We start from the raw sequence: 21,402 nt of genomic DNA, 5'->3' as shown, positions 1-21,402 counted from the left end.
CCTGATGCATGTGTCCGGTTATCGGGCGTCGCCCTCCGGAAGTTGCGTTAACAGTCCGTTTCGCGGTCGTCTGTCTAGGATCACTTTGTCCGGATTTCGGGCATCCGAGCGTCGGTGATGTTGTCAAACCGAGACCCTTTAAGTGTGGTTTACGGCTCGGTCGTACTCAATAGTTGGCTCCATTGAGCTCGGGTCAATGGGTCACGCGCTGTGGGGAGCGCCGACTCACGAGCACACTTCGGGGTTACTGCTCATCGCCGTCAGGGGTGTCGGCGACGTACCAGTGCCCCTCTCGCAGTGATCAAAAGTGGACTCTTGAGGAGGAGAACCCATGCGTGGTTCCAAGATGGTCGGGTGCGCGATAGTCGTCGCCCTGGCCGCAACCGCTTGTGGCGGTGGCGGTAGCGACGAGGGTGACAAGGGCAAGGGCAAGTCCGGTGGCGGGTTCAGCATGAACATCGCCGAGCCCAAGCGCCTCGTCCCGCAGTCGACCACCGAGTCCGGTGGCTCGCAGGTCCTCTCGGGGCTGTTCACCCCGCTGGTCGACTTCGACTCGAAGAACGAGCCGGTGCTCGCCGCCGCGGAGTCCATCGAGAGCCCGGACAACAAGGTCTGGACGATCAAGCTCAAGGACGCCACCTGGCACGACGGCAAGCCCGTCACCGCCAAGGACTACGTCGGTGCCTGGAACTGGGGTGCCTACGGCCCGAACGCGGCCGACGGCAACTACTTCTTCGACACCATCCAGGGCTACGACGAGATGAACCCCGTCGACCCGGACGGCGAGGAAGGCCCGAAGAAGGCCGCCGAGCCGAAGGCCAAGGAGCTCTCGGGCCTCAAGGCGCTCGACGACAAGACCATCGAGGTCACCCTCAAGGCTCCGTTCGCCGGCTACAAGTCGGTTCTGGGCTACACGGTCTTCTACCCGATGCCGGAGGCGGCCCTCGCCGACCTCAAGGCGTACGAGGAAGCCCCGATCGGCCAGGGCCCGTTCCAGATGGACGGCAAGTGGAACCACGACAAGTTCGTGAAGGTCAAGGCCTACAAGGACTACAAGCTCGGTGACAAGCCGAAGGTCGACTCGGTCGAGTTCCGGATCTTCCAGGACCAGAACACCGCGTACAACGACCTGCTCGCCAACAACCTCGACATCGTGGACCAGATCCCGACCGAGGTCATGGGCACCGCTCCGAACGAGCTCGGCGACCGCTTCCAGACGTCGACGGCCTCCACCTTCCAGTTCGTCGCCTTCCCGACGTACGACAAGAAGTACAGCGACCCGCGCGTCCGCAAGGCCATCTCGATGGCCATCGACCGCGACGAGATCATCAAGGTCGTCTTCCAGGACTCGCAGTCCTCCGCGCGTTCCTTCGTCTCCCCGGTCGTGGGCGGGTACCGCGAGGACACCTGTGGCGAGGCCTGCAAGTTCGACCCGGCCGCTGCCAAGAAGCTGCTCGCCGCGGCCGGTGGCATCGACGGCAACAAGATCAACATCGGCCACAACGCCGATGGCGGTCACGAGCAGTGGGTCAACGCCACGTGTGACCAGCTCAAGAAGAACCTGGGCCTGGAGTGCGTGAGCCAGGCCGTGCCGAAGTTCGCCGAGCTGCTGACGCAGGTCGAGAACAAGAAGTTCTCCGGCATGTTCCGCATGGGCTGGATCATGGACTACCCGTCCATGGAGAACTACCTGGGCCCGCTGTACAGCTCCAAGGGTTCCTCGAACTACTACGGCTACAGCAACAAGGACTTCGACCGTCTCGTTCAGGAGGGCCGCGAGGCCAAGACCGAGGCCGAGGCCATCAAGAAGTGGCAGGAGGCCGAGGACATCCTCGCCAAGGACATGCCGGTGATCCCGCTGCGCTTCGGCAAGAACGTCTTCGGTCACTCGACCAACGTGAAGAACGTCGAGATGAACCTGTTCAACCAGGTTGAACTCACCAAGGTCGAGAAGTCCTGACCTGCGTCTTCCATGACGCAGCAGTCAAAAATTAGGGCCTGACGACGGGGGGCGGACCCAATCCGCCCCCCGTCGTTCCCACGAGGAGGAACCATGGGCCGCTACGTCGCAAGACGGCTGCTCCAGATGCTCCCGGTCATCATCGGGACCACCTTTCTGGTCTTCGCTCTCGTCACCGCCATGGGCGGCGATCCGGTACAGAACCTGTACGGAGAGCGACCTGTTCCGGAAAGCATCAGAGTTGCGCTGACCGCGCAGTACCACCTGGACGACCCCCTGCCGATCCGCTACGGCTACTACCTCGCGGGTCTGGTCCAGGGTGATTTCGGGACGAGCCTCAGTGGCGGCCGTCCCATCAGCGAGATGATCGCCGACGCGTGGCCGGAGACCCTCCGCATCGCCGGCATCGCCTTCGTCTTCGAAATGATCATCGGTGTCGCAGCCGGTGTGATGGCGGGCATGCGGCGCGGGAAGTTCCTGGACAACCTCGTCCTGCTCTCCACGCTGACCGTCATCGCTGTCCCGATCTTCGTCCTCGGGCAGGTCAGCCAGATCTTCCTGGGCGTCAAGGCCGGCATCTTCCCCGTCTCGGGGACCAACGAAGGTTTCATCAGTTACCTTCTGCCCGGCCTCGTGCTCGGTTCCGTCTCGCTCGCCTACATCGCACGTCTCGCTCGGGCCTCCGTCGCGGAGAACCTGCGCATGGACTACGTGCGCACGGCCAAGGCGAAGGGCCTTTCCCCGTCCCGCATCACCGGGATCCATGTCCTGAGGAACTCGCTGATCCCCGTGGTCACGTACCTCGGCGCGGACCTCGGAACGCTGATGGGCGGGGCGATCGTCACCGAGCGGATCTTCAACATCCCCGGTGTCGGCTACAACCTCTTCAAGGCGATCCAGATCGAGGACGGACCGGCGCTGGTCGGTTTCGTGACCCTTCTCGTCATCGTCTACGTGGTGATGGCGCTCGTCGTGGACCTGCTCTATGCCGTGCTTGACCCGAGGATTCGCTATGCGTGACGCAACCAAGACTTCCGTCGCCCCGGCGTCCGGCGAGGAGCCCCTGGCCGGTTCGGCCGAGGCCCCCAAGGCCCCCGTGAAGGAGCTGGCCAAGCCGCGCAGCCTCCTCCAGGACGCGGTACGCGACCTCGTTCGCCGACCGCTCTTCCTGATCCCCTCCGGCATCATCCTGGTGCTGGTGGCCATGGCGGCGTTCCCGTCCCTGTTCGCCAGCGCCGACCCGCAACTGTGCGAGCTGGGCCGCTCGTTGCAGAAGCCCAGCGCCGACGCCTGGTTCGGTTACGACGCCCGTGGCTGCGACGTCTACGCCCGCACCATCCACGGCACCCGCACCTCGATCACCGTCGGCGTCCTCGCCACCCTGGGATCGGCCCTCATCGCCCTGATCTTCGGCCTCGTCGCCGGGTTCTACGGCCGGTGGGTCGACGCGGTCATCTCCCGCGGCATCGACATCGTGATGGGCATTCCGTTCCTGGTCGGCGCCATCGTGATCCTCAACAGCTTCCGCGACGACGACGGATTCCGCATCGGCGGCATCTGGGGCGTGCTCAGCGCACTCACCGTGCTCGGCTGGATGAGCATGGCCCGCATCATGCGGTCCACCGCCATGCAGACCAAGCAGTCCGACTACGTGACCGCCGCCCGCTCGCTCGGCGCCTCCACCGGCCGGCTGATGTTCCGGCACGTGCTGCCGAACGCGCTGACCCCGCTGATCGTGCTGGCGACCATCTCGCTCGGCGTGATCATCTCGGCCGAGGCGACGCTGAGCTTCCTCGGTGTCGGTATCCAGGAGCCGACCATCTCCTGGGGCGTCATGATCAACCAGTCCCTGGGGCGCATCCGCGAGGCGCTGCACCCGCTGCTCTTCCCGGCCGGCTTCGTCAGCATCACCGTGCTGGCGTTCATCATGCTCGGCGACGCGGTCCGCGACGCCCTCGATCCCAAGCTGCGCTGAGGGAGGCGTACGTGACCACCATGGAAAAAACTGCGAACGTCCCCGCCCCTCGCGACGACGACCACCAGGGCCCGCTGCTCGAAGTCCGGGACCTGCACGTCGAGTTCCACACCCGCGAGGGTGTCGCCAAGGCGGTCAACGGTGTCAACTACACCGTCGACGCCGGTGAGACGCTGGCCGTGCTCGGCGAGTCCGGCTCCGGCAAGTCCGTGACCGCCCAGGCGATCATGGGCATCCTCGACATGCCGCCGGGCCGCATCCCGCAGGGAGAGATCCTCTTCCGCGGCAAGGACATGCTCGCCATGCCCGAGGAGGAGCGCCGCAAGATCCGGGGCCGCAAGGTCGCGATGATCTTCCAGGACGCCCTCTCCTCGCTCAACCCGGTCCTGACCGTCGGCTACCAGCTCGGCGAGATGTTCCGCGTACACCTGGGCATGTCCAAGAAGGACGCCAGGCTCAAGTCCATCGAGCTGATGGACCGGGTCCGCATCCCGGCGGCGAAGGAGCGGGTCGACGACTACCCGCACCAGTTCTCCGGCGGTATGCGCCAGCGCATCATGATCGCGATGGCGCTCGCCCTGGAGCCCGACCTGATCATCGCGGACGAGCCGACCACCGCGCTCGACGTGACCGTCCAGGCCCAGGTCATGGACCTGCTCGCGGAGCTCCAGCGCGAGTACAACATGGGGCTCATCCTGATCACCCACGACCTCGGCGTGGTCGCCGACGTCGCGGACAAGATCGCGGTGATGTACGCGGGCCGGATCGTGGAGACCGCTCCGGTGCACGAGCTCTACAGCCGCCCGTCGCACCCCTACACCCGCGGTCTGCTCGACTCGATCCCGCGTCTGGACCAGAAGGGCCAGGAGCTCTACGCGATCAAGGGCCTGCCGCCCAACCTGACGCGTATCCCGCCGGGTTGCGCGTTCAACCCCCGGTGTCCCAAGGCCGAGGACATCTGCCGTACGGACATCCCGCTGCTGCACCCGGTCACCGAGCGCGACGGCACCGACCTGCCGGGCCGCGGCAGCGCGTGCCACTTCTGGAAGGAGACGATCCATGGCTGAGCTCGACAAGGAGTCCGTGGACGCCACCCCCAACGTCACCGAGGTGGAGACGGTCGACGCCGCCACCGAAGAGGAGGCCGTGGCCGCCATCCAGGCGCCGGTCGAGCGGGGCGAGCCGATTCTCCAGGTGCGCAACCTGGTCAAGCACTTCCCGCTGACCCAGGGCATCCTCTTCAAGAAGCAGATCGGTGCGGTCAAGGCCGTGGACGGGATTTCCTTCGATCTCTTCCAGGGCGAGACGCTCGGCATCGTGGGCGAGTCCGGCTGCGGCAAGTCCACCGTCGCCAAGCTGCTCATGATGCTGGAGAAGGCGACCGCCGGCGAGGTCTTCTACAAGGGCCAGGACATCACCAAGCTGTCCGGGCGCGCGCTGAAGGCCGTGCGACGCAACATCCAGATGGTGTTCCAGGACCCGTACACCTCGCTGAACCCGCGCATGACGGTCGGCGACATCATCGGGGAGCCGTTCGAGATCCACCCCGAGGTGGCTCCGAAGGGGGACCGGCGGCGGAAGGTCCAGGATCTCCTGGACGTCGTCGGCCTGAACCCGGAGTACATCAACCGGTACCCGCACCAGTTCTCCGGCGGTCAGCGCCAGCGCATCGGCATCGCCCGCGGCCTCGCGCTCAACCCGGAGATCATCATCTGCGACGAGCCGGTCTCCGCGCTCGACGTGTCGGTGCAGGCGCAGGTCATCAACCTGATGGAGAAGCTCCAGGACGAGTTCAACCTCTCCTACCTCTTCATCGCGCACGACCTCTCCATCGTCCGGCACATCTCGGACCGGGTCGGCGTCATGTACCTCGGCAAGATGGCCGAGATCGGTACGGACGCGCAGATCTACGACCACCCGACGCACCCGTACACCCAGGCGCTGCTCTCCGCGGTGCCGGTGCCGGACCCCTCAGCGCGTGAGGGCCGCGAACGGATCATCCTCACCGGTGACGTTCCGTCGCCGGCGAACCCGCCGTCGGGCTGCCGCTTCCGCACCCGGTGCTGGAAGGCGGAGGAGCGCTGCGCCACGGAGATGCCGCTGCTGGCGATCCCCGAGCGCTTCGTCACCTCGGGCGGGCCGGCCGCGCACGAGTCGGCGTGCCACTTCGCCGAGGAGAAGGACGTCGTCCACGCGGCGTGACCGAACGCTGAGCAGTACGTCGGATGCCCGGCCCTCTCCGAGGGGCCGGGCATCGTCGTGTCCGGACGCGCCCGTGCCCGTACGGGGTAAGCCCGCATGCAATACATGGCGGTATGGGGTGATATGAGGCATTGGGCTACTCGATGACTCTAGGAGGCACTTCATGCGCGGAGCCACACGGACCAGGTGGGCCGCATGTGCGGTGGCCGTCGCCCTCGCAGCGACGGCCTGCGGCGGCGGAGGTGACGACAGCGGCGGCAGCGGCGCCGACGGGATCGTCAGCTCCTCCTGGGGCGACCCGCAGAACCCGCTGGAGCCCGCGAACACCAACGAGGTGCAGGGCGGCAAGGTCCTCGACATGGTCTTCCGGGGGCTCATCCGGTACGACCCCAAGACCGGCGAGGCCCAGAACATGCTCGCCGAGTCCATCGAATCCAGCGACGCCCAGAACTTCACGATCAAGCTCAAGGACGGCTGGACCTTCTCCAACGGCGAGAAGGTGACCGCCAAGTCCTTCGTGGACGCCTGGAACTACGGCGCGGCGCTGAAGAACAACCAGAAGAACGCCTACTTCTTCCAGTACATCGAGGGGTACGACAAGGTCCACCCCGAGTCCGGCTCCGCCTCCGCCGACACGCTCGCCGGCCTCAAGGTCGTCGACGACCTGACCTTCACCGCCAAGCTCAGCCAGAAGTTCTCCCTCTGGCCCGACACCCTCGGCTACTCCGCCTTCGTACCGCTGCCCAAGGCGTTCTACGACGACCACGACGCCTGGCTCTCCAAGCCCATCGGCAACGGCCCGTACACCATCGAGTCGTACGCCAAGGGCTCCTCGATGAACCTGCGCCGCTGGGACGACTACCCCGGCGACGACAAGGCGAAGAACGGCGGCGTCGACCTCAAGGTCTTCACCGACAACAACACCGCATACACCTCCCTGACCTCGGGCAACCTCGACCTCGTCGACGACGTACCCGCCTCGCAGCTCCGGAACGTGGAGCAGGACCTCGGCGACCGGTACATCAACACCCCCGCCGGCATCATCCAGACGCTCGCCTTCCCGTTCTACACCAAGGAATGGAACACCGACGGCGCCCGCAAGGTCCGTCAGGGCCTCTCCATGGCGATCAACCGGAAGCAGATCACCGACCAGATCTTCCAGAAGACCCGCACCCCGGCGACCGACTGGACCTCCCCGGTCCTCGGCGAGGACGGCGGCTTCAAGGAAGGGCTCTGCGGCAAGGAGTGCGAGTACGACAAGGCCGAGGCCAAGAAGCTGATCGACGAGGGCGGCGGCATCCCCGGCGGCCAGCTGAAGATCTCGTACAACGCCGACACCGGCTCCCACAAGGAGTGGGTCGACGCCGTCTGCAACAGCATCAACAACGTCATGGGCAACAACCAGGCCTGTGTCGGCGGCGCGATCGGCACCTTCGCCGACTTCCGCAGCCAGGTCTCCACCCAGAAGCTGACGGGCCCCTGGCGCGCGGGCTGGCAGATGGACTACCCGCTGATCCAGAACTTCCTCCAGCCGCTCTACTACACCAACGCCTCGTCCAACGACGGCAAGTGGACCAACAAGGAGTTCGACGACCTGGTCGACCAGGCGAACGCCGAGACCGACAAGGCGAAGGCGATCACCACCTTCCAGGACGCCGAGAGGGTGCTCGTCGAGCAGATGCCGGCCGTCCCGCTCTGGTACCAGAACGGCAGTGCGGGCTACTCGGAGCGCGTCGACAACGTCGAGCTGAATCCGTTCAGCGTGCCGGTCTACACGGAGATCACGGTCAAGTGACCCGCTGAGACCGGGGCCGGGGCGCTCGACGTGCGCACCCCGGCCCCGGCTCGTTCGCCCCGTCCGCCCGTCCGCCCGTCCGCCCGTTCGCCCCGACCCCCGGAGCCCCTCATGGGACGTTATGTGGTCCGGCGGCTGCTGCAGATGATCCCCGTCTTCTTCGGCACCACGCTGTTGATCTTCCTCATGGTGAACGTGATGGGCGACCCCATCGCGGGCCTCTGCGGCGACCGCCAGTGCGATCCGGCCACCGCCGCCCAGCTGCGCTCCGAGTTCGGCCTCGACGAGCCGGTCTGGCAGCAGTACCTGACGTACATGGGGAACCTCTTCACCGGCGACTTCGGCACCGCGTTCAACGGGCAGAAGGTCACCGAGCTGATGGCCACCGCCTTCCCCATCACGATCCGGCTCACCATCGTCGCGATCGTGTTCGAGATCGTCATCGGCATCAGCCTCGGCGTCGTCACCGGCCTGCGGCGTGGTCGCCCCGTCGACACCACGGTCCTCATCCTGACCCTGGTCGTCATCGCCGTCCCGACCTTCGTCACCGGCCTGCTGCTCCAGCTCCTGCTCGGCGTCAAGTGGGGCATCATCAAGCCCTCGGTCTCCTCGGACCCCACCATCGACGAACTCCTCGTGCCCGGCCTCGTCCTCGCCTCGGTCTCGCTCGCCTACGTCACCCGGCTCACCCGGACCTCGATCGCCGAGAACGCCCGCGCCGACTACGTACGCACCGCCGTCGCCAAGGGCCTGCCCCGGCGCCGGGTCGTGGTCCGGCACCTGCTGCGCAACTCCCTGATCCCCGTCGTCACCTTCATCGGTACGGACGTGGGCGCCCTGATGGGCGGAGCCATCGTCACCGAGCGGATCTTCAACATCCACGGGGTCGGCTACCAGCTCTACCAGGGCATCCTGCGCCAGAACTCCCAGACCGTCGTCGGGTTCGTCACCATCCTGGTCCTCGTCTTCCTGGCGGCCAACCTGATCGTCGACCTCCTGTACGCCGTACTCGACCCGAGGATCCGCTATGCCTGAGCCGCAGACCCCGGACGAAGCGATCTCCCAGGCGGGCGCCGGCGGCGCGACGGACCTCGCCATGGAGGAGGGCACCAGCCTGGAGAAGACCCCGGGCGGGCCCGAGGGGACGGGGCCGGCCGGAAAGCCGCGCAGCCTCTGGTCCGACGCCTGGCGCGACCTGCGGCGAAACCCGGTCTTCATCATCTCCGCGCTGGTCATCCTCTTCCTGGTGATCATCTCGATCTGGCCCTCGCTCATCGCGAGCGGCGACCCCCTCCAGGCCGACCTGGACGACGCCCAGAAGGGCTCCGAGCCCGGCCACCCCTTCGGCTTCGACCCGCAGGGCCGCGACGTCTACACCCGGGTCGTCTACGGGACCCGCACCTCGGTCACCGTCGGCGTCTGCGCCACCCTCGGCGTCGCGATCCTCGGCAGCGTGCTCGGGGGCCTGGCGGGGTTCTTCGGCGGCTGGTGGGACTCGATCCTCTCCCGCCTCACCGACGTCTTCTTCGGCATCCCCGTCATCCTCGGCGGCCTGGTCTTCCTCTCCGTCGTCACCAGCTCCACCGTCTGGCCCGTCGTCGGCTTCATCGTCCTGCTCGGCTGGCCGCAGATCGCCCGTATCGCCCGCGGCTCGGTGATCACCGCCAAGCAGAACGACTACGTCCAGGCGGCCCGCGCGCTCGGCGCCTCCAACTCCCGGATGCTGCTGCGCCACATCACCCCGAACGCCATCGCGCCCGTCATCGTCGTGGCGACCATCGCGCTCGGCACGTACATCTCGCTGGAGGCGACCCTCTCCTTCCTCGGGGTCGGCCTGAAGGACCCGGCCGTCTCCTGGGGCATCGACATCTCCGCGGCCTCCAACTACATCCGCAACGCCCCGCACATGCTGCTCTGGCCCGCCGGTGCGCTGGCGGTCACCGTGCTCGCGTTCATCATGCTCGGCGACGCGGTGCGCGACGCCCTCGACCCCAAGCTGCGCTGAGGAGCCGGTTGCCATGTTGCTCGAAGTGCGCGATCTGCACGTGGAGTTCCACACCCGCGAGGGGGTGGCCAGGGCCGTCAACGGGGTCAACTACTCGGTGGCCGAAGGCGAGACTCTCGCCGTCCTCGGGGAGTCCGGCTCCGGCAAGTCCGTCACCGCCCAGGCCGTCATGGGCATCCTCGACATGCCGCCCGGCAAGATCACCGGCGGCGAGATCGTCTTCAAGGGCCAGGACCTCCTGACGCTCAAGGCGGAGGAGCGGCGCAAGATCCGCGGCCAGGAGATGGCCATGATCTTCCAGGACGCGCTCTCCTCGCTGAACCCGGTCCTCACCGTGGGCGAACAGCTCGGCGAGATGTACGTCGTCCACCGCGGGATGTCCCGCAAGGACGCGCGGGCCAGGTCGGTCGAGCTGATGGACCGGGTCCGCATCCCCGCGGCCAAGGAGCGGGTGGGCAACTACCCGCACCAGTTCTCCGGCGGTATGCGCCAGCGCATCATGATCGCGATGGCGCTGGCCCTGGAGCCGTCCCTGATCATCGCGGACGAGCCCACCACCGCCCTCGACGTCACCGTCCAGGCCCAGGTCATGGACCTCCTCGCCGAGCTCCAGCGCGAGCTGAACATGGGCCTCATCCTGATCACCCACGACCTCGGCGTCGTCGCGGACGTGGCCGACAAGATCGCGGTGATGTACGCGGGCCGGATCGTGGAGACCGCCCCCGTCCACGAGATCTACAAGGCGCCCGCCCACCCGTACACCAAGGGCCTCCTCCGGTCGATCCCGCGCCTGGACCAGAAGGGGCAGGAGCTCTACGCGATCAAGGGCCTGCCGCCCAACCTGCTGCACATCCCGCCCGGCTGCGCGTTCAACCCCCGCTGCCCGATGGCGCGGGACGTGTGCCGCAGCGATGTGCCGCCGCTCTACGAGGTGGACGCACAGCGCCGGAGCGCCTGCCACTTCTGGAAGGAGACGCTCGATGCACGTTGACCGCGAGGGGACCGACGGGGGCGCGGCGGGCTCCACCCTGCTGTCCAAGGCGGGGGAGGGAACGCGGCCGTACGTCGAGGGCGAGCCGATCCTCGAAGTACGGGACCTCGCCAAGCACTACCCGCTGACCCAGGGCATCCTCTTCAAGCGGCAGGTCGGCGCGGTCCGTGCCGTCGACGGCGTCGACTTCGACCTCCACGCGGGCGAGACACTCGGCATCGTGGGGGAGTCCGGCTGCGGCAAGTCGACCGTCGCACGGATGCTGGTCCACCTGGAGCGGCCCACCGCCGGCGCGATCCGCTACAAGGGCGAGGACATCTCCCAGCTCTCCGGGCGGGCCCTGAAGGCCGTACGCCGCAACATCCAGATGGTGTTCCAGGACCCGTACACCTCGCTGAACCCGCGCATGACGGTCGGCGACATCATCGGGGAACCGTACGAGATCCATCCCGAGGTCGCCCCCAAGGGCAGCCGCCGGCAGCGGGTGCAGGACCTGCTGGACGTCGTCGGGCTCAACCCGGAGTACATCAACCGCTACCCGCACCAGTTCTCCGGCGGCCAGCGCCAGCGCATCGGCATCGCCCGCGGCCTCGCGCTCAACCCGGAGATCATCGTCGCCGACGAACCGGTCTCCGCGCTCGACGTCTCCGTGCAGGCCCAGGTCGTCAACCTGCTGGACCGACTCCAGGCGGAGTTCAGCCTCAGCTTCGTCTTCATCGCGCACGACCTCTCCATCGTCCGGCACATCTCCGACCGGGTCGGGGTGATGTACCTCGGCCGGATCGTGGAGATCGGCTCCGACGCGGAGATCTACGACCACCCCACCCACCCGTACACGCAGGCGCTGCTCTCCGCCGTCCCCGTACCGGATCCGGAGGCCCGCTCCCACCGGGAGCGGATCATCCTCCACGGTGACGTGCCCTCGCCCGCCAACATCCCCTCGGGCTGCCGCTTCCGTACCCGCTGCTGGAAGGCGCGGGAGCGGTGCGAGCTGGAGGTGCCGCTGCTGGCGGTCCCGGCGGAGTTCCGGGACGTCGACTCCCCGGCCCGGCACGACTCGGCGTGCCACTTCGCGGAGGAGAAGCGCGTGGTGCCGGCGGAGGGCGAGCTGCACGCCCCGGGGCGTACGCCGGGGCCGGACGTGGAGGCACCGGGGACGACGACGCGTGGCCGGCCGGTGGAGGACGTGGGCGGGCCGGGGGAGGAGCCGGGCGGGCCGGAGGGTCCGCCGAAGGTCTGAGGCGCGCCCCCGGCCCGCTTGCTCCACGGGGTCAGCCCGCGGTGCCGCAGGGCCGGCGGGCCTCGATGCCCTTCACGGCCGGGCCGAGCGCCGATAGCACGGCCGAGGCGTCGGTGGTCTCGTTGCGGAGCCGGACCTGGACGCCGGGGTCACGGCCCTGGGTGGAGAACATCTTGGCGGTCCGGTCGTCCGCCGGCGGCTGGGCGACCCAGTCGACGCCGCCCTCGTCGATGCACTCACCACCGGCCTCGGGCTCGGGCATTCCGCAGTAGACGATGACGTCGCCGTCCCCCCAGGCGGCGGCGCCGGTCACGTCCGATCTCTCCAGGTCGTAGCCGCCCAGCCGGGCGGGGAGTTCGCCGGTGAGCGTGTCGCAGGCCGGACTGCCCGCGAAGGGAGGCGTGGAGAGGCTGTAGCCGGCCCCGCCGCATCCGGCGAGGAGGGCCGTACAGGCGGTCAGGGCGGCGGCGAGGCGCAGCGGCCCATGGATGTTCCTGGTCAAGGTGGTTCCCCCGTGCGGTGATGTGGTGGTCAGTGCGGAAACCTATCGCCCGACACCTACCCCAACCGCCGCCGGATCCGTTAACAGGCAGGCAACTTGACCGTCGTCACACCGATATACGGACGCCGCATGCTGGACGACGTACGGCCGTGCGGGTGCCGTGGACCGGCCGGGGCGCCGTCTTGTCGCTCCGGCCGGTTGGGCACTCAGGCGCGGGGCAGCCCCAGCGACCGCTTGAGGAAGTCCACCTGGAGCAGCAGCAGGTTCTCCGCCACCTGCTCCTGCGGCGTCATGTGCGTCACCCCGCTCAGCGGCAGCACCTCGTGCGGCCGCCCGGCCGCCAGCAGCGCCGAGGAGAGCCGCAGGGCGTGCGCGACCACCACGTTGTCGTCCGCGAGCCCGTGGACGATCATCATGGGGCGCACCTCCTCGGCGGCGTGGGAGAGCCCGTCCTCGGTCATCAGGGCGTTGTACGCGTACACCTCGGGCCGCGCCCCCGGGTCGCCGAGATAACGCTCGGTGTAGTGCGTGTCGTAGAGCCGCCAGTCCGTCACCGGGGCGCCCACCACCGCCGCGTGGAAGACGTCGGGGCGGCGCAGCACCGCGAGGCCGGAGAGGTAACCCCCGTACGACCAGCCCCGGATGGCGACCCGGTCCAGATCCAGCGGGAAGCGCCCGGCCAGCGCGTGCAGGGCCTCGATCTGGTCGTCCAGGGTGAGGACGAAGTCGTCCCGTACGGCCTTCTCCCAGGCGGGCGAGCGGCCCGGCGCGCCGCGCCCGTCCGCCACGATCACCGCGAAGCCCTGGTCGGCGAACCACTGCGAGGTGAGGTACGCGTTGTGGGCGGCGACCACCCGGCGGCCGTGCGGTCCACCGTACGGATCCATCAGTACCGGAAGCGGACCGTCCGATTCCTGGTAGTCCGACGGAAGCAGCACGGCGCACGGAATCCGCCGTGCGCCCCCCTCGGTGAGTGTGACCCGTGGAGCGAGCACCGGCTCCTGGGCGTGACTCGTGATCCGGACCAGCCGCTTGCCGTCCCGGACGACCCAGGCGGTCGATCCCGGCTCGTCCGGGGTGGCCGAGACCAGTACGGTCAGGTCGCCCGAGCGGACGGCGGAGTGCACACCCACCCCTTCGGAAATCCGCTCGATTCCCAGTTCGTTGATCCGGTACACATGGCTCTCGCCGGTCTCCGGCGCCGCCGCCTCCTCACCCGCCACGGCGGAGACCAGGATGTCGGACTCACCGACGTCCAGCACCGCCTGGATGTGCAACTGCGCCCCGGTCAGCGGCCGGTCGCCGACCGCCAGCACCCGCGCGCCGCCCTCGTCCGCGATCCGCACCAGCCGCCCGTCCGGCGCCCACGCGGGCACCCCGCCGAACAGGTCCAGCCACACCGGGTCCTCGTCGACATGGACGATCCGGGTCTCACCGGACTCCGGGTCCACCGCCAGATACCGCTGACTGCGCTGGTCACGGGCCTGCACGAGCAGCAGTGGCGCCCCTGCGGAGGACCAGTGGACCTGGGCCAGGTACGGGAACGCCGCCCGGTCCCAGACCACCTCCGTACGGGCCCCCTCCAGGTCGGTCACGAAGAGCCGCACCTCGGCGTTGGGCGTCCCCGCCGCCGGGTAGGCCACCTCGGCCGGCCTGCGCTCCGGGTGCGCGGGATCGGCGATGAACCACCGCTGCACGGGGCTGTCGTCGGCCCGCGCCACCAGCAGCCGGTCCGACTCGGGCGACCACCAGAAGCCCCGGAAGCGGTGCATCTCCTCGGCCGCGACGAACTCGGCCAGACCGTAGGTGACATGGGGGTCCTCCGGCTCCGCCAGTGCCCGGTCGTCCTCGCCCTCGGCGCCCACGACCCGCAGCGAGCCCTTGGAGGCGTACGCGATGAGACGCCCGTCGGGGGAGGGTCGCGGGTCGATCACCGGGCCCGGCACCGGCAGCGCCCGCGCCGTACCGGCCCGCAGCTCGGCCACGTACACCTTTCCGGACAGGGCGAACGCGGCCAGCTCGGCCGCCGCGTCCACCGCGTAGGACACGATTCCGGCCGACCCCTCACGGGTCCGCTCGCGGCGGGCCCGCTCCTGTGGCGACAGCCGCTCCGCCGAACCGCCCAGCAGCGCCTCGGGGTCGGCGACCAGCCGCTCCTCCCCGGAGGCCGGATCGAGCACCCACAGGCGGTTGGTCCGGTCGGTGCCCGAGGTGGAGCGCAGGAAGATCACCCGCGTCTCATCCGGTGAGACGGTGAAGGCGCGAGGTGCGCCGAGAGTGAACCGCTGGGTCCGTGCGTGCTGGCGGGGAAAGGACAGCTTCGGTGAGGTCATGGCCCCGAACTTAGCCTCGCGCAGCGGTCCGTGCGCCCCTCGTGCTGCTGTGCCCCGATCAATGCGTTGGCACGGATAGTTATGATCCGTAGCGCTCGGTGGGTAGGAACCCATCGGCTCTGTACATCCCCGTGTCCCCGTCCCGACCGTACTGATGGAGGTGAACCGCCGTGGCGCTCTCGATTTCGGCGGTGGTGCTGCTGGCGATCATCGTCTTCCTGCTGATCCGGAAATCCGGACTGAAGGGCGGACACGCGGTGGTCTGCATGCTGCTGGGGTTCTACATCGCGAGTTCGTCCGTAGCGCCGACCATCTCGGACCTGACGTCCAACGTGGCGGGGATGATCGGGAGTATCAAGTTCTGACCGTGCGTACGCGCTTTCCGACCGCGTGTACCCCCTTTCCGACCCGGTACGCCCGCCGTTGACCCGGTCGGCGGGGAGCGGGGGACACCGGGGGGCGCCGGGCTCGTAGGGTGGTCCCCATGAAGGACCTCCCCGCCCGCCGTCTGCTGCTGGTGCACGCGCACCCGGACGACGAGTCGATCAACAACGGCGCCACCATGGCCAGGTACGCGGCCGAGGGCGCGCACGTCACGCTGGTGACGTGCACGCTGGGCGAGGTGGGCGAGGTCATCCCGCCCGCCCTCGCCCACCTCGCCGCCGACCGGGACGACGCCCTCGGCCCCCACCGCGTGGGCGAACTGGCCGCGGCCATGAAGGAGCTCGGCGTCACCGACCACCGCTTCCTCGGCGGCGCGGGCCGGTTCCGCGACTCCGGGATGATGGGCACCGAGCAGAACGACCACCCCGGCGCTTTCTGGGCCGCCCCGGTGGACGAGGCCGCCGCCCCCCTCGTGGAGGTCGTCCGGGAGGTCCGCCCCCAGGTCCTGGTCACCTACGACCCCGACGGCGGCTACGGCCACCCCGACCACATCCAGGCCCACCGGGTCGCGATGCGCGCCGCCGACCTGGCCGCCGACCCGGCGTACGGCACCGGTGCGCCGCACACCATCGCCAAGATCTACTGGAACCGGGTGGAGCGGACCGTCCTGGAGGCCGCCTTCGACCAGCTGCGCACCACGGCACCGGACACCTTCCCGGGCATCGCGGCGGTGGACGACGTCCCCGGCGTGACCGGCGGCGACGAGATCACCGCGGAGATCGACGGATCGGCGTACGCCGGGACGAAGGCGGCGGCGATGCGCGCCCACGCGACCCAGATCGCGGTGGACGGCCCCTTCTTCGCTCTCTCCAACGACCTGGGCCAGCCGCTGCTGACGGCGGAGTGCTACCAGCTGGTGCGTGGCGTTCCGGGGGCCGTCGGGGGAGCGCGGGAGGACGACCTGTTCGCGGGGTTGCCGGAGGCGGGGACGGGTGCCGGGGCGGATGCCGTACGGGACGGGGCTTCCGGTTCCGCTTCGGGCGCCGGGCCGGATTCCGCATCGGGGGCGGACGCATGAGCACGAACCCCGGCAAGGGCCGTGACCGCGCCCGGGCACCGCGCACCGACGGGCCACGCGCCGGCGCGCGTGGTAAGGCCCCCAGCGGCAACGCACCGCATACCAACGCACCGCCCCGGGTCCCCGAAGGCACCGGCTTCACCGCCCGGCCCAACCCGGCTCGGATCGCGGCCTACTTCGGGCTCGCGGTGCTCGGCGCCCTCGTCGCGCTCGCCGGGACGCTCGTCCAAGCGGCGTGGTTCCCGGGCGGGTTGATCGTCGCCCTGGCCGGCTCCGCGGGCCTCTTCCACGGCGGCCGGGTCCTGACCGGCACCCAGATCGGCGCACTCGCGCCCGCGGTCGGCTGGTTCGTCACCGTGTTCCTTCTGCTGTCCGGCCGGCCGGAGGGCGACTATGTCTTCGGCGACGAACTCGGCCTGGTGCTCTTCATGCTCGGCGGAACCGCCGCCGCTGTGATGTGCGCCACCACCTCCAGAGTGCCGCAATCAGCCACGCGCAACGGCCGGTCCGGTATCTGAAGTGCTAAGTCCGCGCCCGGAATGCCCCCCACAGGTGTGATGCCGAGGTGGAGGTTTCCCCCGGTCGCGGAGTGTCCGACGGCGGCGGCCAGTATGGTGGTGCGCGCGCCGAGCCGTCCCCTGGCCTGCGGCATGGGGGAAGTACGGGCGGCGGAGCCAATCGGGAGAACCTGCTTTGAGTCGTGAAACTGACAGTTCGTCCTCCGGGCCCCAGGGGCACGGTGGAGCCGCGTACCCGTCGGGTACGCCGCCGTACGGATCCCGCCAGTATTCGTCGCCGGCCGGCTCGGACGAGACCCCGGAATCCGTCGATCCGCCCCGGCCCGAAGAGCCGAAGACCGAGACGACGCTGACGACGCGCATCCGGATCAACATCCCCGGGTCACGTCCCATCCCGCCGGTCGTGATGCGTACGCCGATGGCCGAGAGCGACATCGCCGCCGGCCGCCCCGACCCGGAGCGCACCGGCAGCACCCCGCGCCCCGGCACGCCGCCGTCCGCGCCCTCGGGTCTGTCCGACGGCGCGTCGGGCGGACCCGGTGCGTCCGGCGGCCCGGCCGCCCCGTCGCCCTCCCAGGCCCGTGACGGCGGCGGCTCCGCCAAGCCGTCCCCGTCCGACGAGCCGGCCAAGGCGAAGAGCGGCAGTGACTGGTTCGCCCCCCGCAAGAGCCCGGCACCGGCGCCCGCACCTGCCTCCGGTACGGGCGGTGCGCCGGGTTCCGGTGGGGCGCCCGGTACGGGTTCCGCCGGCCCCGGCCCGCTGGGTGCCGGCGGCCCGGGTGCCTCCGGCGTTCCCGGCGGCGCGGGTCCCGGTGGCGGGCCCGACGACGCCGGCCGGTCACGTCCCGACCTGCCGTACTTCTCGGACGCCGGGCCGCGCCCAGGTGACGGCCCTGGCCCCTCCGGCGCCGGCTTCCCCGGTCCCGGCGGCTCCGGCAGCGCCCTGGACGGGTACAGCACGGAGCCCCCCGGCGCGGGCCCGCGCTCCACGCCCGACCCCGGGGTCCGTACGCCCGGCCCGTCCGGCCCCACGACGGGCCCGGTCACCGGCACCTCGGCGCTGACCCCCAACCTCGACGGTGTCCCGGGGCTCGGCGGCCCCGGCCCGATGGTCCCGGGCGGCCCCGGCCCGATGGTCCCGGGCGCCCCCGGCGGTGTACCGCCCCGGCTCTCCGACGACACCGCGATCCTGACGCCGCAGTCCCCGGTGCACGACTCCGGACCAGGCGGCCATGTCTCGGGCGACACGCTGACCAGCGGCATCTCCGTGGTGCCCAGCGAGCCCCGTTCGACGTTCCCGGGCAGGCCGGGCGGTCCGGGCGGCCCCGGCGGCCCGTTCCCGGAGGGTCCCGGCGGCCCCTTCCCGGGCGGCCCCGGCGCCACCGGCGGCTCCGGTGATCCGTTCGCCGACGGGCCCCACGGCCCGGGTGCGCCCGCGCCCGGTCGCTCCGCCGCGCGCCCGGCGCCGACGCCTCCCGCACCCACCCCCGCGAAGAAGGGCCGCTCCAAGCTGGTCCTCCTCGGCGTGGCCGCCATCGTGCTGCTCGGCATCGCCTACGGCGCCGGGCTCCTGCTGAACCACTCCGAGGTCCCCAAGGGCACCACCGTGCTCGGCGTCGACATCGGCGGTGGCACGAAGGAGGAGGCGGTCACCAAGCTGGAGGCCGCTCTCGGTGAGCGGTCCCAGGCGCCGCTGACGCTGTCCGTGGACGGCAGGGAGCAGAAGCTGGACCCGGCAAAGGCCGGTCTCGTCCTGGACAGCCAGGAGACCGTGCGCGGCGCCGCGGGCAGCGACTACAACCCGGTCTCCGTGATCGGCTCGCTGTTCGGCGGGGCGCGCACCGCCGAACCGGTGATCCCGGTCGACGAGGAGAAGCTCGGCGTCGCGCTGACCGATCTGGCGGGAGTCGCCGGTTCGTCCCAGGACGGCACGATCCGGTTCGAGCCGAACAAGGCGGTCGCGGTGCCGGGCAAGCCCGGCAAGACCCTGGACGTCGGCCAGTCGCTGATCTCGGTCCGCGACGCCTACCGTGCCCAGGTGCAGACCGGGCAGGCCCGGGTGGTCGAACTGCCCGTCGCCACCCGGGAGCCCACCATCACCCAGGCCGAACTGAACCGGGCGATGAAGGAGTTCGCGGAGCCCGCGATGTCCGACCTGATCACCATCAAGGCGGGCCCGAAGCAGATCCAGTTCGGCCCGGCGCGGTCGCTGCCGCAGATCCTGTCGATGAAGGCCGTCGACGGCCGGCTGGTCGACGTCTACGACAAGGAAGCGATCACCACCCTCCTGGACGGTGTCTTCGACGGCATCGAGGCGGTCAAGGCCGACGGCACGAAGCACCCGGTCGACGCCGACGACGTGGCGCAGGCGATGAAGACGGCCCTGACCGGGAAGACCCCGGAGCAGCGCACGGTCGCCATCGACCTGACCGGCGAGGGCTGAGCCTTCCGGCCGTGAGCACCCTCGACGGCCCCCGCCCGGACACTCCGGGCGGGGGCCGCGGCCGTTTCCCCCGCCGACAGGCGCCCCGTCCCCGCCCGCCCCTGGGCGGTGGGGACGGCCATGAGCAGCGATACGGCGAGCGCGGCGAACCCGAGAGCCCTGGACCGGCGGTGCCTGCGGGGTGCGGAGCGCGGTGCGGCGATTGACCCATTTCGCGGTCGGTCGGGGCGCTCGTCGACTTCATGGACTGAAGGCGCGTGTGCCGTGGCCCCCGGCGGCGCGGTGCCGGACGAGCGGGCGTCCGGCGCAGGGGGGACCATGGGGCCATGAGCTCGCCCGCCGCCGGTCCGCCGCGCCCGCCCCGCGACGAGCGCCCGCCCCATGACGCCGGCCGGCGGATCAAGGTCTGGTTCCGCGTCGTCCCGCGCGAGGACGGGCCGCCGTACGACACCGAGGGGCTGTGGGCGACCCGGCGGAGCGCCGACACCGCCCGGGTCGACAACGTGCCGTTCCTCCAGGACGGGGTCGCCGAGGGCGAGACCGTACGGTTCACGACCGACGCGGACGGGGTGCACTGGTCCACCGGCCGGGTGGCGGACTCGGGGAACTGCACCGTACGGGTGCTGCCCCTGCCGGACGGTCCCCTCGGGCGGGACGCCCGCGCCGTGCACGAGCGGTTCGCCCCGTTCGGGCTGGGCGGCGAGGTCTTCAGCGCGGACTTCCCGCTGGTCGCGTTCACCGTGCCGGGCGGCGCGGACCTCCGGGCGATCAAGGCGCTGCTCGTCCGGGGCGAGGCCGAGGGATGGTGGCGCTTCGAGGTGTCGTGCGCAACGGAGGCGTGGCGGGCGGCTTAGAAGCGACCCCGCTCTTCGGTCACGAAGCCGCCGGCCCCGCCTCCTCCGCCTCGCCGATCTTCCGGATCACCCGGGCCGGATTGCCCACCGCGACCACGTTCGCCGGCAGGTCCTTCGTGACCACCGCCCCCGCGCCGACCACCGTGTTCTCCCCGATGCTGACCCCCGGGCAGACGATCGCCCCGCCGCCCAGCCACACGTTGTCCCCGATGGTGATCGGCTGCGCGGCCTCCCACTTGGCGCGGCGCAATTCCGGGTCGATGGGGTGGGTCGGGGTGAGGAGCTGGACGTTCGGGCCCATCTGGACGTCGGCGCCGATCGTGATGCGGGCGACGTCCAGGAACACGGCCCCGAAGTTCACGAACGTGCCCGGGCCCACGGTGATCCGGTGTCCGTAGTCCACCCGCAGCGGCGGGCGGATCTCGGCGCCCTCGCCCAGCTCGCCCAGCAGCTCGGCCAGCGCGGCGCGGCGGGCCTCGGGGTCGCCGGCCGACGTGGCGTTGAAGCGCTCGTTCAGGAGCGCCGAGCGCAGGGCGTCCGCCGCGATCTCCGGGTCGTCGGCGAGGTAGAGCTCGCCCGCGAGCATGGCCTGCCGCTGGCTGCGTGGTGCCTTCTTCGCTTCGTTCTCGGGGGAGTCGGGGGTGTCCTGGCTGGTCACGAGGTCGTCGTCTCCTTCGTTTCCTTCGCACCGGGTGATCCGTCCCCCCGCAGTCTGCCCGCCGGTTCCCGCCCGCGTCCCGCCCGCAGCCCCGGCGCCAGGGCCACGCTACGGCGTCGTCTACCCGTGCTCGGGCGCCCTCGCCGACACCGGGCGTGCCCCGGTACCGCAGGCGCTCGGCGCGCTGATCGGCCCGGCGCGGGCGGGAGTTCTCGTCCTGCTGGCCTCCCCGCTGTCCACGACCCAGCTCACCGCGCTGACCGGGCAGGGGCTGGGGTCCGTCGGCCGCCACCTGCGGGTCCTGCTGGACGCGGGGTTGGTGCGCCGCCGCCGGGACGGACGGTCCGTGCTCTGTTTCCGTACGGCGGCGGGGGACGGGCTGGTGCGCGCGGCGGGCTGAACGCGCCCCGTGCGCGCCCCTGCCCGCACCAGGGAAGTCACCGGGAGGCGGTGCGGTCCGCATG

Annotated in this window: 18 protein-coding genes and 1 pseudogene; 16 read left to right on the top strand and 3 right to left on the bottom strand. The window is 70.3% G+C overall.

What is annotated here, in order from left to right; all coding sequences use genetic code 11:
• Positions 1–331: 331 nt before the first annotated feature.
• From AMK21_RS16915 to AMK21_RS16870, 10 genes are all read left to right on the top strand, one after another.
• Positions 332–1,960: a peptide ABC transporter substrate-binding protein gene (locus AMK21_RS16915; protein ID WP_073878686.1), complete on the top strand. Its 1,629-nt coding sequence runs from the start codon at positions 332–334 to the stop codon at positions 1,958–1,960.
• 93 nt (positions 1,961–2,053) lie between these two features.
• Positions 2,054–2,980 carry an ABC transporter permease gene (locus AMK21_RS16910; RefSeq protein ID WP_073878684.1) on the top strand — a complete coding sequence of 309 codons (927 nt, stop codon included), beginning with the start codon at positions 2,054–2,056 and terminating at the stop codon, positions 2,978–2,980.
• Positions 2,973–3,935, top strand: coding sequence for an ABC transporter permease (locus tag AMK21_RS16905; RefSeq protein WP_073878682.1), 963 nt, complete (start codon positions 2,973–2,975; stop codon positions 3,933–3,935). Before AMK21_RS16910 ends, AMK21_RS16905 begins: the two co-directional genes overlap by 8 nt.
• Before the next feature lie 11 nt (positions 3,936–3,946).
• Positions 3,947–5,002, top strand: a complete 1,056-nt coding sequence (locus AMK21_RS16900) for an ABC transporter ATP-binding protein (RefSeq protein ID WP_073878680.1) — start codon at positions 3,947–3,949, stop codon at positions 5,000–5,002.
• Positions 4,995–6,137, top strand: a complete 1,143-nt coding sequence (locus AMK21_RS16895; RefSeq protein WP_073878678.1) for an ABC transporter ATP-binding protein — start codon at positions 4,995–4,997, stop codon at positions 6,135–6,137. Before AMK21_RS16900 ends, AMK21_RS16895 begins: the two co-directional genes overlap by 8 nt.
• Before the next feature lie 163 nt (positions 6,138–6,300).
• Entirely contained in the window at positions 6,301–7,932 is a 1,632-nt protein-coding gene (locus AMK21_RS16890; RefSeq protein WP_073878676.1) for a peptide ABC transporter substrate-binding protein, read from the top strand.
• A gap of 111 nt (positions 7,933–8,043) precedes the next feature.
• Positions 8,044–8,967 (top strand): ABC transporter permease, encoded by a 924-nt coding sequence (locus AMK21_RS16885; protein ID WP_073878674.1) that lies wholly within the window; start codon positions 8,044–8,046, stop codon positions 8,965–8,967.
• On the top strand, positions 8,960–9,937 hold the full coding sequence (locus AMK21_RS16880; protein WP_073878672.1) for an ABC transporter permease: 978 nt from the start codon (positions 8,960–8,962) through the stop codon (positions 9,935–9,937). The genes AMK21_RS16885 and AMK21_RS16880 overlap by 8 nt, the downstream gene beginning before the upstream one ends.
• 13 nt (positions 9,938–9,950) lie before the next feature.
• The gene (locus AMK21_RS16875) at positions 9,951–10,928 is read left to right on the top strand and encodes an ABC transporter ATP-binding protein (RefSeq protein ID WP_073878670.1); all 978 of its coding nucleotides are present in this window, start codon (positions 9,951–9,953) and stop codon (positions 10,926–10,928) included.
• Entirely contained in the window at positions 10,918–12,168 is a 1,251-nt protein-coding gene (locus AMK21_RS16870; RefSeq protein ID WP_073878668.1) for an ABC transporter ATP-binding protein, read from the top strand. The genes AMK21_RS16875 and AMK21_RS16870 overlap by 11 nt, the downstream gene beginning before the upstream one ends.
• Positions 12,169–12,199: 31 nt before the next feature.
• On the opposite strand, the gene AMK21_RS16865 is transcribed toward AMK21_RS16870, so the two are convergent.
• Complete coding sequence (locus AMK21_RS16865) at positions 12,200–12,670, bottom strand: DUF3515 family protein (RefSeq protein WP_073878666.1); 471 nt, start codon at positions 12,668–12,670, stop codon at positions 12,200–12,202.
• A gap of 206 nt (positions 12,671–12,876) precedes the next feature.
• Positions 12,877–15,003: a S9 family peptidase gene (locus AMK21_RS16860; RefSeq protein ID WP_073878664.1), complete on the bottom strand. Its 2,127-nt coding sequence runs from the start codon at positions 15,001–15,003 to the stop codon at positions 12,877–12,879.
• A 170-nt stretch (positions 15,004–15,173) separates the two neighbouring features.
• Between AMK21_RS16860 and AMK21_RS16855 the strand changes: the two genes are divergently transcribed.
• The 5 genes from AMK21_RS16855 to AMK21_RS16835 all read left to right on the top strand — a co-directional run bounded on the left by AMK21_RS16855 (position 15,174) and on the right by AMK21_RS16835 (position 20,280).
• Complete coding sequence (locus AMK21_RS16855) at positions 15,174–15,368, top strand: hypothetical protein (protein WP_015611142.1); 195 nt, start codon at positions 15,174–15,176, stop codon at positions 15,366–15,368.
• A 119-nt stretch (positions 15,369–15,487) separates the two neighbouring features.
• Positions 15,488–16,465 (top strand): N-acetyl-1-D-myo-inositol-2-amino-2-deoxy-alpha-D-glucopyranoside deacetylase, encoded by a 978-nt coding sequence (gene mshB, locus AMK21_RS16850; RefSeq protein WP_073878662.1) that lies wholly within the window; start codon positions 15,488–15,490, stop codon positions 16,463–16,465.
• A complete protein-coding gene (locus AMK21_RS16845; protein ID WP_073878660.1) occupies positions 16,462–16,983 on the top strand; it encodes a DUF6113 family protein in 522 nt (173 codons plus the stop codon). Before mshB ends, AMK21_RS16845 begins: the two co-directional genes overlap by 4 nt.
• A gap of 175 nt (positions 16,984–17,158) precedes the next feature.
• Positions 17,159–19,426, top strand: coding sequence for a hypothetical protein (locus AMK21_RS16840; protein ID WP_073878658.1), 2,268 nt, complete (start codon positions 17,159–17,161; stop codon positions 19,424–19,426).
• A 326-nt stretch (positions 19,427–19,752) separates the two neighbouring features.
• On the top strand, positions 19,753–20,280 hold the full coding sequence (locus tag AMK21_RS16835) for a DUF4265 domain-containing protein (protein ID WP_073878656.1): 528 nt from the start codon (positions 19,753–19,755) through the stop codon (positions 20,278–20,280).
• A 19-nt stretch (positions 20,281–20,299) separates the two neighbouring features.
• Here the strand turns inward: AMK21_RS16835 and AMK21_RS16830 are convergent, their stop codons facing one another.
• Positions 20,300–20,866, bottom strand: coding sequence for a sugar O-acetyltransferase (locus AMK21_RS16830; protein WP_073879186.1), 567 nt, complete (start codon positions 20,864–20,866; stop codon positions 20,300–20,302).
• Positions 20,867–21,044: 178 nt separating this feature from the next.
• Between AMK21_RS16830 and AMK21_RS16825 the strand changes: the two are divergent.
• Positions 21,045–21,338: pseudogene (locus tag AMK21_RS16825) on the top strand (ArsR/SmtB family transcription factor); the annotation flags it as partial.
• Positions 21,339–21,402: the final 64 nt, after the last annotated feature.

It is taken from the genome of Streptomyces sp. CB00316 (genome assembly GCF_001905595.1).
GTDB lineage: Bacteria > Actinomycetota > Actinomycetes > Streptomycetales > Streptomycetaceae > Streptomyces.
The sequence above is the reverse complement of the archived record's forward strand: the minus strand, read 5'-3'. Positions and strand labels throughout refer to the sequence as shown.

Excerpts from the sequence above, each read along its gene's own strand:
- AMK21_RS16915 (WP_073878686.1), top strand. The coding sequence starts at position 332 with ATGCGTGGTTCCAAGATGGTCGGGTGCGCGATAGTCGTCGCCCTGGCC.
- AMK21_RS16910 (WP_073878684.1), top strand. The coding sequence starts at position 2,054 with ATGGGCCGCTACGTCGCAAGACGGCTGCTCCAGATGCTCCCGGTCATC.
- AMK21_RS16905 (WP_073878682.1), top strand. The coding sequence starts at position 2,973 with ATGCGTGACGCAACCAAGACTTCCGTCGCCCCGGCGTCCGGCGAGGAG.
- AMK21_RS16895 (WP_073878678.1), top strand. The coding sequence starts at position 4,995 with ATGGCTGAGCTCGACAAGGAGTCCGTGGACGCCACCCCCAACGTCACC.
- AMK21_RS16890 (WP_073878676.1), top strand. The coding sequence starts at position 6,301 with ATGCGCGGAGCCACACGGACCAGGTGGGCCGCATGTGCGGTGGCCGTC.
- AMK21_RS16885 (WP_073878674.1), top strand. The coding sequence starts at position 8,044 with ATGGGACGTTATGTGGTCCGGCGGCTGCTGCAGATGATCCCCGTCTTC.
- AMK21_RS16880 (WP_073878672.1), top strand. The coding sequence starts at position 8,960 with ATGCCTGAGCCGCAGACCCCGGACGAAGCGATCTCCCAGGCGGGCGCC.
- AMK21_RS16875 (WP_073878670.1), top strand. The coding sequence starts at position 9,951 with ATGTTGCTCGAAGTGCGCGATCTGCACGTGGAGTTCCACACCCGCGAG.
- AMK21_RS16870 (WP_073878668.1), top strand. The coding sequence starts at position 10,918 with ATGCACGTTGACCGCGAGGGGACCGACGGGGGCGCGGCGGGCTCCACC.
- AMK21_RS16860 (WP_073878664.1), bottom strand. The coding sequence starts at position 15,003 with ATGACCTCACCGAAGCTGTCCTTTCCCCGCCAGCACGCACGGACCCAG.
- mshB (WP_073878662.1), top strand. The coding sequence starts at position 15,488 with ATGAAGGACCTCCCCGCCCGCCGTCTGCTGCTGGTGCACGCGCACCCG.
- AMK21_RS16845 (WP_073878660.1), top strand. The coding sequence starts at position 16,462 with ATGAGCACGAACCCCGGCAAGGGCCGTGACCGCGCCCGGGCACCGCGC.
- AMK21_RS16835 (WP_073878656.1), top strand. The coding sequence starts at position 19,753 with ATGAGCTCGCCCGCCGCCGGTCCGCCGCGCCCGCCCCGCGACGAGCGC.
- AMK21_RS16830 (WP_073879186.1), bottom strand. The coding sequence starts at position 20,866 with ATGCTCGCGGGCGAGCTCTACCTCGCCGACGACCCGGAGATCGCGGCG.